The 14,394-nt window shown below is 52.8% G+C and carries 16 protein-coding genes and 1 tRNA gene; 16 read left to right on the top strand and 1 reads right to left on the bottom strand.

The annotated features are described in order from the left end of the window. The first annotated feature begins 2 nt into the window (after positions 1–2). The 3 genes from recJ to lysS all read left to right on the top strand — a co-directional run bounded on the left by recJ (position 3) and on the right by lysS (position 4,452). Positions 3–1,736 (top strand): single-stranded-DNA-specific exonuclease RecJ, encoded by a 1,734-nt coding sequence (recJ, locus tag ACLHV9_RS20375; RefSeq protein ID WP_407221030.1) that lies wholly within the window; start codon positions 3–5, stop codon positions 1,734–1,736. A gap of 90 nt (positions 1,737–1,826) precedes the next feature. Then, a protein-coding gene (gene prfB / locus ACLHV9_RS20370; RefSeq protein ID WP_096151315.1) for a peptide chain release factor 2 occupies positions 1,827–2,925 on the top strand; the annotation gives its coding sequence in 2 pieces (ribosomal slippage) (positions 1,827–1,901 and positions 1,903–2,925; 1,098 coding nt in all). A gap of 9 nt (positions 2,926–2,934) precedes the next feature. Next, positions 2,935–4,452 (top strand): lysine--tRNA ligase, encoded by a 1,518-nt coding sequence (lysS, locus tag ACLHV9_RS20365; protein ID WP_108090412.1) that lies wholly within the window; start codon positions 2,935–2,937, stop codon positions 4,450–4,452. Between the two features lie 38 nt (positions 4,453–4,490). Here the strand turns inward: lysS and idi are convergent, their stop codons facing one another. Next, the gene (idi, locus tag ACLHV9_RS20360) at positions 4,491–5,033 is read right to left on the bottom strand and encodes an isopentenyl-diphosphate Delta-isomerase (protein WP_108090411.1); all 543 of its coding nucleotides are present in this window, start codon (positions 5,031–5,033) and stop codon (positions 4,491–4,493) included. Between the two features lie 162 nt (positions 5,034–5,195). Between idi and actS the strand changes: the two genes are divergently transcribed. The 13 genes from actS to ACLHV9_RS20295 all read left to right on the top strand — a co-directional run bounded on the left by actS (position 5,196) and on the right by ACLHV9_RS20295 (position 14,272). After that, positions 5,196–5,939, top strand: a complete 744-nt coding sequence (gene actS / locus ACLHV9_RS20355) for an amidase activator ActS (protein WP_108090410.1) — start codon at positions 5,196–5,198, stop codon at positions 5,937–5,939. Positions 5,940–6,019: 80 nt separating this feature from the next. Then, positions 6,020–6,093 (top strand) — tRNA-Gly (locus ACLHV9_RS20350). 164 nt (positions 6,094–6,257) lie between these two features. Continuing rightward, positions 6,258–7,472, top strand: a complete 1,215-nt coding sequence (locus tag ACLHV9_RS20345; protein ID WP_407221029.1) for a tyrosine-type recombinase/integrase — start codon at positions 6,258–6,260, stop codon at positions 7,470–7,472. Between the two features lie 143 nt (positions 7,473–7,615). Next, complete coding sequence (locus ACLHV9_RS20340; protein ID WP_407221028.1) at positions 7,616–8,335, top strand: hypothetical protein; 720 nt, start codon at positions 7,616–7,618, stop codon at positions 8,333–8,335. Between the two features lie 215 nt (positions 8,336–8,550). Next, entirely contained in the window at positions 8,551–8,748 is a 198-nt protein-coding gene (locus ACLHV9_RS20335) for a helix-turn-helix transcriptional regulator (RefSeq protein WP_048241341.1), read from the top strand. Beyond that, the gene (locus ACLHV9_RS20330; protein WP_182966054.1) at positions 8,748–8,933 is read left to right on the top strand and encodes a hypothetical protein; all 186 of its coding nucleotides are present in this window, start codon (positions 8,748–8,750) and stop codon (positions 8,931–8,933) included. The genes ACLHV9_RS20335 and ACLHV9_RS20330 overlap by 1 nt, the downstream gene beginning before the upstream one ends. A gap of 13 nt (positions 8,934–8,946) precedes the next feature. Next, a complete protein-coding gene (locus tag ACLHV9_RS20325) occupies positions 8,947–9,534 on the top strand; it encodes a Bro-N domain-containing protein (protein WP_407221027.1) in 588 nt (195 codons plus the stop codon). After that, on the top strand, positions 9,534–9,713 hold the full coding sequence (locus ACLHV9_RS20320) for a DUF4222 domain-containing protein (RefSeq protein WP_407221026.1): 180 nt from the start codon (positions 9,534–9,536) through the stop codon (positions 9,711–9,713). Before ACLHV9_RS20325 ends, ACLHV9_RS20320 begins: the two co-directional genes overlap by 1 nt. Then, a complete protein-coding gene (locus ACLHV9_RS20315; RefSeq protein WP_407221025.1) occupies positions 9,710–10,219 on the top strand; it encodes a hypothetical protein in 510 nt (169 codons plus the stop codon). The genes ACLHV9_RS20320 and ACLHV9_RS20315 overlap by 4 nt, the downstream gene beginning before the upstream one ends. After that, positions 10,216–11,007, top strand: a complete 792-nt coding sequence (locus tag ACLHV9_RS20310; protein WP_407221024.1) for an ash family protein — start codon at positions 10,216–10,218, stop codon at positions 11,005–11,007. The genes ACLHV9_RS20315 and ACLHV9_RS20310 overlap by 4 nt, the downstream gene beginning before the upstream one ends. Further along, positions 11,004–11,204: a hypothetical protein gene (locus tag ACLHV9_RS20305; RefSeq protein WP_106108011.1), complete on the top strand. Its 201-nt coding sequence runs from the start codon at positions 11,004–11,006 to the stop codon at positions 11,202–11,204. Before ACLHV9_RS20310 ends, ACLHV9_RS20305 begins: the two co-directional genes overlap by 4 nt. Further along, a complete protein-coding gene (locus tag ACLHV9_RS20300) occupies positions 11,201–11,827 on the top strand; it encodes a hypothetical protein (protein WP_407221023.1) in 627 nt (208 codons plus the stop codon). Before ACLHV9_RS20305 ends, ACLHV9_RS20300 begins: the two co-directional genes overlap by 4 nt. A 12-nt stretch (positions 11,828–11,839) precedes the next feature. Beyond that, positions 11,840–14,272 (top strand): primase-helicase zinc-binding domain-containing protein, encoded by a 2,433-nt coding sequence (locus ACLHV9_RS20295; RefSeq protein WP_129939954.1) that lies wholly within the window; start codon positions 11,840–11,842, stop codon positions 14,270–14,272. Positions 14,273–14,394: the final 122 nt, after the last annotated feature.

Here is a 14,394-nt window from a genome sequence, read left to right as displayed (position 1 = left end):
GCGTGAAAGCCCCAATAAAATTGCGCCGCCGCGAGGTGGCCGAGCAGATTGATTTGCCAGACGATCTTCCACCATTGCTGAAACGGCTCTACGCCAGCCGTGGCGTGCGTACCGCTGAAGATCTTGAGCGGAGCGTGAAAGGGATGCTGCCCTGGCAACAGCTGAATGGCATCGAAAAAGCCGTGGAAATGCTCTACAACGCGTTTCTGGAAGGAACGCGAATCGTGGTGGTGGGGGATTTCGATGCAGACGGAGCAACCAGCACTGCATTAAGTGTACTCAGCCTGCGCGCGCTGGGTTGCAATAACGTGACCTATCTTGTGCCGAACCGGTTTGAAGACGGCTACGGCCTCAGCCCGGAAGTGGTCGATCAGGCTCATGCCCGCGGCGCACAGATGATCATGACCGTGGACAATGGGATCTCTTCTCATGCGGGCGTCGATCATGCCCATAAGCTTGGGATCCCGGTACTGGTCACCGATCACCACCTGCCGGGTGACACACTCCCTGCGGCGGAAGCGATCATCAACCCAAACCTGCGCGACTGCGATTTTCCGTCGAAATCACTGGCGGGTGTGGGAGTGGCGTTTTATCTGATGCTGGCGCTGCGTACGCTGTTGCGTGATAAAGGCTGGTTCGACTCCCGCGGGATTGCCGTACCCAATCTCGCCGAGTATCTTGACCTGGTGGCGCTGGGAACAGTCGCGGACGTGGTGCCGCTTGATGCCAATAATCGTATTTTGACCTGGCAGGGTTTAAGCCGCATTCGGGCGGGCAAATGCCGTCCGGGAATTAAGGCCTTGCTGGAGATTGCCAACCGTGACCCGCTCAAACTGGCGGCCAGTGATTTGGGCTTTGCCATCGGACCGCGTTTGAACGCAGCCGGAAGGCTGGACGATATGTCCGTCGGCGTCGCTTTGCTGCTTTGCGACAATATTGGTGAAGCGCGTGTCCTTGCCAATGAACTGGACGCTCTGAACCAGACCCGTAAAGAGATTGAGCAGGGAATGCAGGCAGAAGCGCTGACCTTGTGCGAAAAACTTGAACGGAGTGGCGATACGCTGCCTGGCGGTCTGGCGATGTATCACCCCGAGTGGCATCAGGGCGTAGTAGGCATTCTGGCGTCGCGCATTAAAGAGCGTTTCCACCGCCCGGTGATCGCGTTTGCCCCGGCAGGGGACGGCACGCTGAAAGGCTCCGGTCGTTCGATTCAGGGCCTGCACATGCGCGATGCGCTGGAGCGTCTTGATACGCTTTACCCGAATCTCATGATCAAGTTTGGTGGCCACGCGATGGCAGCTGGCTTGTCGCTGGAAGAGGCGAAATTCGATGAGTTTCAGCGTCTGTTTGGCGAGCTGGTGACCGACTGGATCGACCCGGCCCTGTTGCAAGGGGAAGTAGTATCTGATGGCGAGCTTGCACCCGCTGAGATGACGATGGATGTGGCACAAATGCTCCGCGATGCCGGTCCATGGGGGCAGATGTTCCCGGAGCCGTTGTTTGACGGCCGTTTCCGTCTGTTGCAACAGCGTATTGTCGGCGAACGCCATCTGAAAGTGATGGTTGAACCCGTGGGCGGTGGTTCGTTGCTGGATGGTATTGCCTTCAACGTTGACACGGCGGTATGGCCGGACAACGGCGTGCGCGAGGTTGAGCTGGCGTACAAACTGGACATCAACGAGTTTCGCGGTAACCGCAGCCTCCAGATCATCATCGACAATATCTGGCCAATTTAGCGGCAGTAATCTCTATAAAAAAGGGCGTGGATTCGGTACAATCCCGCTCTTATCACCGCATTTTGACAAGTCCATAAAAGAAAACAGACCATGTTTGAAATTAATCCGGTAAAAAACCGTATTCAGGACCTCACGGAGCGCTCTGACGTTCTTAGGGGGTATCTTTGACTACGATGCCAAGAAAGAGCGTCTTGAAGAAGTAAACGCCGAGCTGGAACAGCCTGACGTCTGGAACGAACCTGAGCGCGCACAGGCGCTGGGTAAAGAGCGTTCCTCTCTCGAAGCTATCGTAGATACGCTGGATCAAATGGCTCAGGGGCTGGAAGATGTTTCCGGTTTACTGGAGCTGGCTGTTGAAGCTGACGACGAAGAAACCTTTAACGAAGCCGTGGCAGAACTCGACGTTCTGGAAGAGAAGCTGGCGCAGCTTGAGTTCCGTCGCATGTTCTCCGGCGAATATGACAGCGCTGACTGCTATCTCGATATTCAGGCCGGTTCTGGCGGTACTGAAGCGCAGGACTGGGCCAGTATGCTGACGCGTATGTATCTGCGTTGGGCAGAAGCGCGCGGCTTCAAAACCGAAATTATCGAAGAATCTGAAGGTGAAGTTGCGGGTCTGAAATCCGTGACCATCAAAATCATTGGCGATTACGCCTACGGCTGGTTGCGTACTGAAACCGGCGTTCACCGCCTGGTACGTAAGAGCCCGTTCGACTCCGGTGGCCGTCGTCATACCTCCTTTAGTTCTGCATTCGTTTACCCGGAAGTTGACGAAGATATTGATATCGAAATTAACCCGGCTGACCTGCGTATTGACGTTTACCGCGCATCTGGTGCGGGTGGTCAGCACGTTAACCGTACAGAATCTGCGGTGCGTATCACCCATATTCCAACCGGGCTGGTAACGCAATGCCAGAATGACCGTTCCCAGCATAAAAACAAAGACCAGGCCATGAAGCAGATGAAAGCGAAGCTTTATGAACTGGAGATGCAGAAGAAAAATGCTGAGAAACAGGCGATGGAAGATAACAAGTCTGACATCGGTTGGGGCAGCCAGATCCGTTCTTATGTCCTCGATGACTCCCGCATCAAAGACCTGCGTACCGGGGTTGAAACCCGCAACACGCAGGCGGTGCTGGATGGCAGCCTGGACCAATTTATCGAAGCAAGTTTGAAAGCAGGGTTATGAGGAACCAACATGTCTGAACAACAAGCACAGGGCGCTGACGCGGTAGTCGATCTTAACAACGAACTGAAAACCCGCCGCGAGAAGCTGGCAGCACTGCGTGAGCAGGGCGTGCCGTTCCCGAACGATTTTCGTCGTGACCATACCTCAGACCAACTGCACGCTGATTTCGACGGTAAAGAGAACGAAGAGCTGGAAGCTCTGAACGTAGAAGTGTCAGTGGCAGGCCGTATGATGACCCGTCGTATCATGGGTAAAGCCTCTTTCGTGACCTTGCAGGACGTTGGCGGCCGTATTCAGTTGTACGTTTCCCGTGACGATCTGCCAGAAGGCATCTACAACGAGCAGTTCAAGAAGTGGGACCTGGGCGATATCCTGGGCGCGAAAGGTAAACTGTTCAAAACTAAGACCGGTGAACTGTCTATCCACTGCACCGAACTGCGTCTGCTGACCAAAGCCCTGCGCCCGCTGCCGGACAAATTCCACGGCCTGCAGGATCAGGAAGCGCGTTATCGTCAGCGTTACCTGGATCTCATCTCTAACGATGAATCCCGCAATACATTCAAAATTCGCTCCCGGATCATGGCCGGTATCCGCCAGTTCATGGTTAACCGCGACTTTATGGAAGTGGAAACCCCAATGATGCAGGTGATCCCTGGCGGTGCGTCTGCACGTCCGTTCATCACCCATCACAACGCCCTGGACCTGGACATGTACCTGCGTATCGCGCCGGAACTGTACCTGAAGCGTCTGGTGGTGGGTGGTTTCGACCGCGTGTTTGAAATCAACCGTAACTTCCGTAACGAAGGTATCTCCGTTCGTCATAACCCAGAGTTCACCATGATGGAACTCTATATGGCGTATGCGGATTACAAAGATCTGATCGAGCTGACAGAATCTCTGTTCCGTACCCTGGCACAGGATATTCTGGGCACCACGCAGGTCCCTTACGGTGAAGAAGTGTTCGACTTCGGCAAGCCGTTTGAAAAACTGACTATGCGCGAAGCGATCAAGAAATACCGTCCGGAAACCAACATGGCCGATCTGGATAACTTCGACTCTGCGAAAGCGATCGCTGAAAGCATCGGTATCAAGGTTGAGAAGAGCTGGGGTCTGGGCCGTATCGTGACCGAGATCTTCGAAGAAGTGGCCGAAGCGCACCTGATTCAGCCGACCTTCATCACCGAATACCCGGCAGAAGTTTCTCCGCTGGCGCGTCGTAATGACGTGAACCCGGAAATCACTGACCGTTTCGAGTTCTTCATCGGTGGCCGTGAAATCGGCAACGGCTTTAGCGAGCTGAACGATGCGGAAGATCAGGCTCAGCGCTTCCAGGAGCAGGTTGACGCGAAAGCGGCAGGCGATGACGAAGCGATGTTCTACGACGAAGACTATGTGACTGCGCTGGAGCACGGCCTGCCACCAACTGCAGGTCTGGGTATTGGTATCGACCGTATGGTGATGCTGTTCACTAACAGCCACACCATCCGTGACGTAATCCTGTTCCCGGCGATGCGACCGGTGAAATAAGGCGTTAAGATGTAAAAAAAGCCCCGAAAGGGGCTTTTTTATTGCGCCGCGAAGGCTTTGAGTTTTTCGCGGGCGGTCGTCGCTTCCATGACCATCCAGGGGCTAAAGGCCCAGGGCGTCGCGTCCAGCGCGCTGAATAACGTGTCCAGTTCAATCCACTGATACTCCATCACTTCACCTTCGTTTATCGTCACTTTATTGGTGATGCGGGCAGCAAATACCGGGCAAATTTCGTTTTCTACTATCCCGGAAGGGTCGATTTCGCGGTAGCGAAAATCTGATGCGACAGGGGTGATATCGGTAATTTCGGCGCCGACCTCATAGCGGCAGCGTCGGATAATAGCCTGCTCCGTCTCTTCACCCGATTGTGGATGTCCGCACACGGAGTTAGTCCAGACACCCGGCCAGGCTTTTTTGCTTAACGCGCGTCGGGTCACCAGACATTCGCCTTTGGCATTAAACAGCCAGGTGGAGAAAGCCAGATGCAGCGGGGTATGCGAGGTGTGAGCGGCGTACTTTTCCTGAGTGCCAATCACCATTCCCTGGTCATTTACCAAAATAACGTGTTCTTGAATACTCATTCATGCTCCAGTGCCAAAATGCCGAGTGGTTCAGCACCATCAGCCGGGGCATTATACGGCATTCTTATACGAACGGTTTATCCCACAGAGCGGAAAAGGGCTGACCCATATCTATCCGGACTGTTATCATAGAGCGCCATTCACGCTGACCGAGGATCTGTTTTGTTTGCAGGAAGCCTGACGAGAAATCCCATCACCGCCATTATTTACCTGATGCTAACGCTATTGCTGGCAGGTTGTTCAGGGAGCAAATCTTCGGATATGGGTAGCTATTCCGGTTCGGTCTATACCGTTAAGCGCGGGGACACCCTGTATCGAATTTCGCGCGCTACGGGGACCAGCGTGAAGGATCTGGCGCGATTAAATAATCTCTCTCCGCCATACACCATCGAGGTGGGTCAGCAACTGAAGGTTAGTGGTGGAACGTCTTCTGGTAAAAAATCCTCGTCGAAGGGCAAAACTGCCAAAGTGACGCCATCCTATCAGGTGCCTCAATCGTCATGGCCACCGGTTGGACAGCGCTGCTGGATTTGGCCTGCCAGCGGTAAAGTGGTCGCCCCTTACTCACTCTCTGAAGGTGGCAACAAGGGTATTGATATTGCCGCTACACGCGGTACGCCGGTTTATGCCTCTGGGGCAGGGAAGGTGGTTTATGTCGGTAACCAACTGCGCGGTTACGGCAATCTGATTATGATTAAGCACGGTGAAGATTACATCACGGCCTATGCTCACAACGACACGATGCTGGTTAACAACGGGCAGAACGTCAAAGCAGGGCAGAAGATTGCCACCATGGGCAGCACCGGTACGGATTCGGTTAAGTTACACTTCCAGATCCGCTATAAGGCGACGGCCATCGATCCGCAGCGTTATCTTCCGGCTCCTGGTAGCAAACCGAAGTGCTAAGTGATTATTTTATCGCCATTTAGTTGTGAAGAGGCTTGTATGAAGGTGCGTAAGGTCTATAATGCCATACGCACCTCAAAGCGGGCGTAGTTCAATGGTAGAACGAGAGCTTCCCAAGCTCTATACGAGGGTTCGATTCCCTTCGCCCGCTCCAAACAAACATTTCTCAACGTCTACCCAAGTCCACAAAAGCCACCAACTACAAGTCTTAGCGCTAATTCTCGTTATTTCTACGTCTACTTTCATCTACCGAAATCTATACATCTATGTGTATAGTAATGCGTATAGCCCGCGCTCTACACTCTGGAACTATACACAATGCCACTTACAGACCTTGAAATCAGGCGCTCTAAGCCACGTGAGAAGCCCTATACACTTAATGATGGTAGCGGCCTGTCTCTACTCATTGAGCCGAACGGATCAAAGGGGTGGCGTTTCCGGTATCGTTTCGACGGAAAGCCAAAAATGCTGTCACTTGGTACATATCCTGATATTCCTTTGACCGAAGCTAGGTTGAAACGCGATGAGGCTAAAAAGCTGGTGGTAGCAGGCATAAACCCCAGCGATGTACGTAAGAGAGAAAAGCAGGTAAGGGAGGAAGAAAGGGGGAATACCTTTGAAGCTATCGCCCGCGAGTGGTACGAAAAGCGCACTGATCGCTGGTCTGCTGGTTATGCCGAAGAAATGATGAAGACGTTTGAGACTGACGTATTTCCGTTTATTGGCGGGCGTCCTATCGCTGAAATTAAGCCGATGGAACTGATGGGCGTCCTTTCCCGGCTGGACGAGCGCGGGGCGACCGAGAAGCTACGTAAAGTCCGGCAACGCTGCGGCGAGGTGTGGCGTTATGCCATCGTTACTGGTAGGGCTGAGTATAATCCCGCACCTGATCTCGTAAGTGCTTTTGTCCCGCATAAGAAAGAGCATTACGCATTTTTGAAACACGAAGAATTGCCAGAATTTTTTAGAACGTTGAATACCTATAGCGGCAGCATTGTGGTTAAGCTGGCAATGCGCTTGCAGGTGCTTACTGGTTTGCGACCCGGTGAACTACGGCAAGGGGAGTGGGCTGAAATTGATTTTGAAAAGCGCTTATGGGAAGTACCGCCTTCCAGAATGAAAAAGCGTCGTCCTCACTGCGTACCGTTATCCGATCAGGCTATTGCCATTCTGGAACAGCTAAAGCCAATCACCGGGCACTATCAGTTTATTTTCCCTGGAAGGATTCATCACAGTAAGCCGATGAGCGAAATGGCTATGAACGTCCTGATTCGTCGTATTGGGTATGCCGGGCGTGTAACCGGCCACGGATTCCGCCACACCATGAGCACAATTCTCCACGAACAGGGCTACAACACAGCGTGGATTGAAACGCAGCTGGCACACGTAGATAAAAACTCGATCCGTGGCACGTACAACCACGCCCAGTATCTCGATGGTCGCCGGGAAATGCTCCAGTGGTATGCCGACTACATGGATGCGCTGGAGAACGGTGAAAATGTGATTCACGGGCGTTTTGGTAAATCCTCATGACTGGTCGAATAGACAGTTATTCTATACCGGGGTAGACTTCTGTAGATGAACAAAGAATAGGCTATGTCTAGGCTGATCACCAAAAACCCGTATACCTCTGCGGGGAGGCATCGCCGCCAAAATTAGAGGGTGCGAGGTAGAATATGCCTGTTGTTGAAAACCTTCCTGATCTATCTCATTGGAAAACAGTACAGGAGTTTAGTATTACCCAGGCTGCGTTATTGCTTGCGGGAATTGACCCCTATGATTATGCAAATGGTCTTGAGGGAGTTAGAAGTACTCGTCATGAACGTTGGAAAATGGCTTGGGGAATATCCGAAGGGATCATAAGTGCTATCCGTCGTGGGGTGTTAACTCCAGTTCAATGTCTTTCGGTTAGATGGATCGGTGATGAATGGAATGGCTGTGAAGAATTTTATGAAATTAAGCCAACTGATCGTAAAAGTGACATATCAAAAGATAAAACAATAATTACTCGTGATTCACTATTTATGTGGGTTGAAAATGAGCGCGTTGATTTTGTACGTAAGCCATCCCCAGATAAAATAATTTCTTTCAGTTATGAAACTACCTCCGATCAAAATGTTATTGATGTTGTTCCAGAGAAAAATGATGTTGGCATTCTATTACTTCCCAAATATGAACATCAAAGTGAAGGTTTGGAATTCGTTCAGGATGCTATAAAGGAACTTTGGTCAACTTATGATGAAGACGACCCCCAGACAGCTCCAACAAAAAAAGAAGTAATTGATTACTTGACGGAACGGGGGGCAGGTAAAAATATGGCGGAGGCGGTGAACCTTGTTTTACGCCCATCCTGTCTGCAAGGCATAGGAAGAAGGATAAAAAAATCAAAAGGATAGTGTGTGCCTACCATTCATGAGTAATGGTGGGTGCTCTACATGATTTTTCGTGGCATTAGTCATCATAAGTGTGTTTTACCTACCCATTATTAGTACCCCCCAATATTTTTGATTCATCGGCAAGGGTGGGTACACAACAAAATCATGCCTACCTATATTACTATGGTTTTTAGTGTAACTATCTCGTAAACCGCAATGGACGTTACGAGGTAAATATGTCTCAGTCATTAATTAGATTCGCCGAGGTACAAAAGCGTACTGGCTATAGTAAGGCGTGGTTATACCGTCTTATGAGCGAGAAACGTTTTCCCGCAGCAATTAAAATTGGTTCCCGCTCTATCGCTTTTATTGAAAGTGAAATTGACGAGTGGATTAATCAGCGCATCGCTGAGTCGCGTGGCGAGGTGGCGTAATGGAAAAGAAAAACCGCCCCGTACAGCAGGCGGCTAACTCAGATATTCGCACGTCTGATATTACGCCACCAGCGCCCACCACACAAGTGAACCATAACGCCGACGCTGGTGGCTATCAGGGACTTTCTCAGCCTGAAATTGCCGACATTCTCAATCTATACCCGGACAGCTTCACCGCCGCATAACGGAGCCGAAAATATGACTATCGAAAAAAGCCGATTCAGTTCGGAGGCCGCCCCACAATCCTACGTTAGCCAGAAAAAAATTCCTCAAGCAGTCGAGGGGGATATTTCCGTTATCCGGTTTGAGGGTATCAAAGTTCGCATCGTCAATATGGATGGCGATCCGTGGTTTATCGCCAAAGATGTTTGTGAGGCACTGGAAATAGCCGATCACAAAGTCGCATTGAGGCGATTAGATGCCGATGAAAAGGGGGTGTGTTTAACACCCACCCCCGGTGGATTGCAGGTTATGCGTACTGTCTGCGAATCGGGCTTTTACAAATTAATCGCCCGCAGCCGGAAGGCCAGCACCGCCGGAACGTTCGCACATCGTTTCACTAACTGGGTATTCCGCGAGGTTATCCCGTCTATTCGTAAAACTGGCTCCTATGGTGTGCCGTTCGCCTTCCTGAACGACCACAGCAAACGCAAAGCAGCTTACGACAAGAAGGCCAGCAAGCGCGGTAAAGACCTGCAAGCCTGTAAAGGTGAGAAGTCCCGCCTGATCGCCGAAGAAGCGGAGCTATGGCGCAAATATCAGCCTCAATTGCCGGAGGTTCACTAATGGGTAAGTCCACCAGCACCCCACGCCCGCAGCAGCGCTACAAGGACTCACACGGCGCTATCGTGACCGTTGAGCACGTCGAGCATAACCGCGTGACGTTCTACCGTGACGGATATCAATTCCCGTGCGCCCAGCCTGTAGAACGATTCATCAAAGAGTTTTCGGAGGTGAAGCAATGACAACAGCAATGACCGCCGTCCAGAGTAAGGGCTTTCCCGTGGCTGGCAGCAAAGAGCCGGACGTGAACGGGCTACCGTTGTCGATGGTTCACCAGTGGCAGGAGTACCCGACGAAACGCACCTTTGCCGTTTCCGTACCCACGGAGCTACGTCGCCAGTATTACCCCGATGATGCCACTTTTGGTAAAGCGATGCGTGAGGCGGGTTATGTTCCGGTGCGTACCCGCAGACTGACCGGAAAGCTGGCGAGTGTCTGGCTGTATCGAGTAACGGGCAATGATAAGGGGGTATGCACAGCAGAACCCGCGCCCCGCAAGGCTTCCGCGCCCGTTGTCCAGACCATGACAAAGCCGCATCCGTGGTTTAAACGCGTGGCGCTCGATGGTAAATGGCAGCACGTCTACGCCGACCATATCCGCTTTCTGGCGAAGAAGCGTCACCGTGTAGATGGTGTACGTGTGCAGGGTTATACCGCTGGCGGGCTTACCGTAGAGGTGATCGCATGATGTATGCAAATGTTAACGCTAACGACTCAGCAAAACCCAAACGTTATAAGCCAGAAACGGGGGGGATTCTTCCCCAAATGGCTGATGTTGTGGAATGGATTGCTACCGCTGACAACCGCGCCACATGGACTTTTGAGACCAGTACGCGCAAGGATGAAGGTGAGTTTCTGGAGTCCATAAAAAAGGGCAGCGCCTACAGGTCAGACCACCAGCAGGAAAATCAGTGCTATAGTCCTCACGTTGCTGCAAAATCAGCAACCGGGATTTGCACCCCGAACACACACAGGGCGACACAGACGCCGAAAGCGTCTTTTTTTGTGTCCAATCACTATGCACACCTAATCAGCGGCCTTGCCCGTAATGAATCAATGGTGGCGTTAGTGGGGCTACGTTCGCGTAGGCCGGTTTCCTTTGTGTCCGGTAGTGCAAACCCTGCTAACGTCACCGCCAATCATGACATTTGCACGTCAGGCGGTGACTCCTTAAACACAAAGGAGGCTGCCATCATGGCTACTACCCCTACCCAAAATCCACAATTTATCTGGCTAATCGCTGCCGTTCGCCGCGACATGCCGACAATTACCGCCAAAATTCACCATATCGCCGCAGAGAATGTTTCACGCGCCCGCCTTTTGCGTGTACGTGCAGGCCTTTGCCATGTGCTGACGGAGATTATGCCCGGAATAACAGCGAGCGCGGAACGTGACGAGTTGTATGCATGGTTGTTTGAGATTCACTCCGTGACAAGAGCTGAAGAGTGTCAGGCGAGACTGGAGGCGGACAAATGAAACAGTTCCGAACTTTCGCTACCTGTCTTGATGGTGCGGGAGCGTCGATCCCGGTCACATGGTACGGCGAGGCCGAGACGCCCGATATTGCCGTTCAGTGTATGAGAGACGAAGCACACGGCAACGGCTGGAGCGTTGGGGCAATTATTTGTGTACAGCAGCGAAAAATCAGCAAGGGCGTAGAGGTGGCGGAATGAGCAACGTATTGACCTTAAAGACGGATAATCCCGACCTGTTCCACGCAGAAGCCACACCGCACGGCGTAAACATCATGACCCGCAATGATGCCGGGATGTATGAGCATGTAGCCATTATCACCTATGAGAGCGCTGTAAGCCGTCTGGATGCGGGAGAGTACGACGATACGCCAGATATCGGCTACGCCATTCATTTTGCCGTTGCTGATGGCGGGGCGCGTGGCTGGTTCGACTTTACCGCGCAGCATAACGTCACTATGTGGCGCTGGCTGATTGCTGCGAAGTTCGTTTCTGAAATGAAGCGCGAAAACGGCACAACCTCCGTCACGGAGGCTGACGGCACAACATCGCAGGTGGCGATTTACTCCAATGGTAATGCGGGCATGGTGATTTACCCGTTTGCTGAACGGCTGGCGATGGCGAACAACATCGAGGGCGCAATGATTGAGCGATACGGCGTCGAACAGGGTACGGAAAAAGCCATTGTGTTTTATCAGGCCATGCTGGATACGGAGCGCGGCGAGCTGACCCCGTTCGGACGTGAAACGCTGGCAGAGCTACACGATCACTTCATTGCTGATCTGGATGAAAATGGCTGGCCTGAAATGCCAGCGGCGCACTGAGGGAGCGACACAATGCGTAATATCGACCTTATCCGCGAAGTGACCACCGCCGCCGCTGGTAACTGGCCTTATGTGCTGGCTGGCCTGTCAATCGACGTGCCTGATTCATCACGCCGCCATGCCCCCTGCCCTGCATGTGGCGGTACGGATCGCTTCCGGTTCGACGACAACGGGCGCGGCAGCTTTATCTGCAACCAGTGCGGCGCGGGCGACGGGCTGGATTTAATCAAGCGGGTTAACAACTGCGACACCACGGAGGCGGCGCACCTTGCCGCTGATGTGCTGGGTATTGATTACCGGGCAGCGGAAACCGACCCGACAGCAGCCAGCCAGAGGCGGGAGCAAATGGAGTCTGAGCGCCAGAAACAGGCAGCAGAGGACGCAGAGCAGCGAAGGGCTACGTTTGCCCGTCTGTATGCCGGAATGCGCCAGAGCGTCACACGGGGCGAATCTGAGTACCTGCAATCAAAAGGGCTGACCGGGTTTAACTATCCGGTTATGCCGGATGGTTCGTTATTGCTGGAGCTGGTGGACGAATCCGGCGCAGTGGCAGCAGCGCAGACCATTACACCGCAGGGAGAGAAGCGACTTCTGACAGGTTCAGCGAAGCGCGGGGCATATCACGCCGTAAACGCACCAGAACAGCCGCAGAGCGTATTAATTGCCGAGGGGCTGGCTACCGCTCTGTCTGTTCACCTGATGCGCCCGGAGGCGCTCACAGTGGCGGCAATTGACGCCGGGAACCTGATCCACGTTGCCGGAGTAATGCGCCGGAAATACCCGCAGTCGCAAATTATTATCGCCGCAGATAACGACCACCCTACAGCAGCCTCCGAAACCGGAGCCACCAACATCGGGAAGGAGGCCGCAGAGAAAGCAGCTTTATCCGTGGCTGGCTGGGTGGCGCTGCCGCCGACAGACCATAAAGCCGACTGGGACGACTACCGCCAGCAAAACGGGCTGGAAGCCGCTACAGCCGCTTTTAACGATTCGATGTACCAGATTCAGGGGGATGCCGTGAAACCACAACTACAGGCCATTGAGGGCGGTAAATCCCGCCGTAAAGCCGATGCCGGAGATATTGCACAAATGGCAGCCAGCCAGAAAGCGCGGTTGCTTTCATCTCGCTGGGATATGTTGGCGGTTAACCCTGATAGTGGCGCTGTTTACTGCTACGAATCTGGCGTATGGGTGAAGCTACCAGACAGCGAATTAGAAAGGGTTATGGTGGCAATTTTCGACGAGCACGAAGCCCACTACACCGAAAAGGGGATTAAATCGGTTGTCGCAACCATGAAACTGCAAATCCCGGTAATTGGTGAGCGGAGCGGGGATCTGATTGGTTTTGATAACGGCGTTTATGACCTCGCCGCACAGACGTTTTCCGCCCATTCGCCTGGTAACTGGCTGATGAACCACAATGGGATCACCTACACCCCGCCAGCGCCGGGGGAGAATATTTCCACCAGCGCCCCCGATTTTACCCGTTGGCTGAATCATGCAACGGCTGGCGACCATCATAAGGCCGAGCGTATCAAAGCAGCCTTGTTTATGGTGCTGGCGAAGCGTCACGACTGGCAGCTATTCATTGAGGTAACTGGCGAGGGCGGCAGTGGGAAATCCGTATTCAGCAGCATAGCAACCACGCTGGCAGGTGAACACAACACCGCCAGCGGTAGCATGATGACGTTGGACACCGCTCGAGGAAGGGCGCAGTTCGTGGGCAAAAGTCTCATTATCATGCCTGACCAGACCCGCTATGTTGGAGAGGGTGCGGGGATTAAGGCCATTACGGGCGGCGATCCGGTAGAGATTGATGGGAAATATGAAAAGCAGTTCACAACCGTGCTAAATGCCGTTGTTATGGCAACCAATAACGAGCCGATGACATTCACGGAGCGAAACGGGGGCATTGCCCGCCGCCGCGTGATATTCCCGTTTAATAACCCGGTATCAGACGCAGACAAAGACCCGGATTTAACCGCAAAAATCAGGCGAGAAATCCCGGTGATTATCCGCCACCTGCTAACCACCTTTGCCGACCAGAACAAAGCAAAAGCACTATTACTTGAGCAGCGCGATTCTCAGGAGGCGCTAGACGTTAAACGCGGCACAGATCCGGTTATCGATATGTGTGCGGCACTTTTTTTCATGAACGAACCCAAAGGCATGATGATGGGCGGAGGTACATGGGCAGGCCAGCCAGAGCCGAGGGCGTATCTTTATCATCTTTACCTGGCGTTTATGGAGTATCACGGGCTGGGTAAACCGCTTTCCGTCAATAAGTTTTCACGCGCCATAAAATCAGCAGCAAAAGAGTACCGAGCCAGCTACCTGACGCGAAGCATTAACGGCAGAGCGCAAACCAACGTGGGCTATAACGAGATGGCTGAGGAGTTCATCCCCCGTGCTTACGGTGTGGAGAGCGGGCAGAGTGATGATTGAAACTTTTACGGCAGCACTTATCCCTACTGCCCTACTAAAAACGAGACGAGGCCAGACGTAGCAAGGATTTAAACTAGGTAGGGATATATATTTTTATCCCTACTTATCCCTACTTATCCCTA

The sequence above is a fragment of the Enterobacter sp. CPE_E890 genome (assembly GCF_046521475.1).
GTDB classification, from domain to species: Bacteria; Pseudomonadota; Gammaproteobacteria; order Enterobacterales; family Enterobacteriaceae; genus Enterobacter; species Enterobacter adelaidei.
This window is presented reverse-complemented; position numbering and strand designations above follow the sequence as displayed.

Excerpts from the sequence above, each read along its gene's own strand:
- lysS (WP_108090412.1), top strand. The coding sequence starts at position 2,935 with ATGTCTGAACAACAAGCACAGGGCGCTGACGCGGTAGTCGATCTTAAC.
- idi (WP_108090411.1), bottom strand. The coding sequence starts at position 5,033 with ATGAGTATTCAAGAACACGTTATTTTGGTAAATGACCAGGGAATGGTG.
- ACLHV9_RS20345 (WP_407221029.1), top strand. The coding sequence starts at position 6,258 with ATGCCACTTACAGACCTTGAAATCAGGCGCTCTAAGCCACGTGAGAAG.
- ACLHV9_RS20340 (WP_407221028.1), top strand. The coding sequence starts at position 7,616 with ATGCCTGTTGTTGAAAACCTTCCTGATCTATCTCATTGGAAAACAGTA.
- ACLHV9_RS20335 (WP_048241341.1), top strand. The coding sequence starts at position 8,551 with ATGTCTCAGTCATTAATTAGATTCGCCGAGGTACAAAAGCGTACTGGC.
- ACLHV9_RS20330 (WP_182966054.1), top strand. The coding sequence starts at position 8,748 with ATGGAAAAGAAAAACCGCCCCGTACAGCAGGCGGCTAACTCAGATATT.
- ACLHV9_RS20325 (WP_407221027.1), top strand. The coding sequence starts at position 8,947 with ATGACTATCGAAAAAAGCCGATTCAGTTCGGAGGCCGCCCCACAATCC.
- ACLHV9_RS20320 (WP_407221026.1), top strand. The coding sequence starts at position 9,534 with ATGGGTAAGTCCACCAGCACCCCACGCCCGCAGCAGCGCTACAAGGAC.
- ACLHV9_RS20315 (WP_407221025.1), top strand. The coding sequence starts at position 9,710 with ATGACAACAGCAATGACCGCCGTCCAGAGTAAGGGCTTTCCCGTGGCT.
- ACLHV9_RS20310 (WP_407221024.1), top strand. The coding sequence starts at position 10,216 with ATGATGTATGCAAATGTTAACGCTAACGACTCAGCAAAACCCAAACGT.
- ACLHV9_RS20305 (WP_106108011.1), top strand. The coding sequence starts at position 11,004 with ATGAAACAGTTCCGAACTTTCGCTACCTGTCTTGATGGTGCGGGAGCG.
- ACLHV9_RS20300 (WP_407221023.1), top strand. The coding sequence starts at position 11,201 with ATGAGCAACGTATTGACCTTAAAGACGGATAATCCCGACCTGTTCCAC.
- ACLHV9_RS20295 (WP_129939954.1), top strand. The coding sequence starts at position 11,840 with ATGCGTAATATCGACCTTATCCGCGAAGTGACCACCGCCGCCGCTGGT.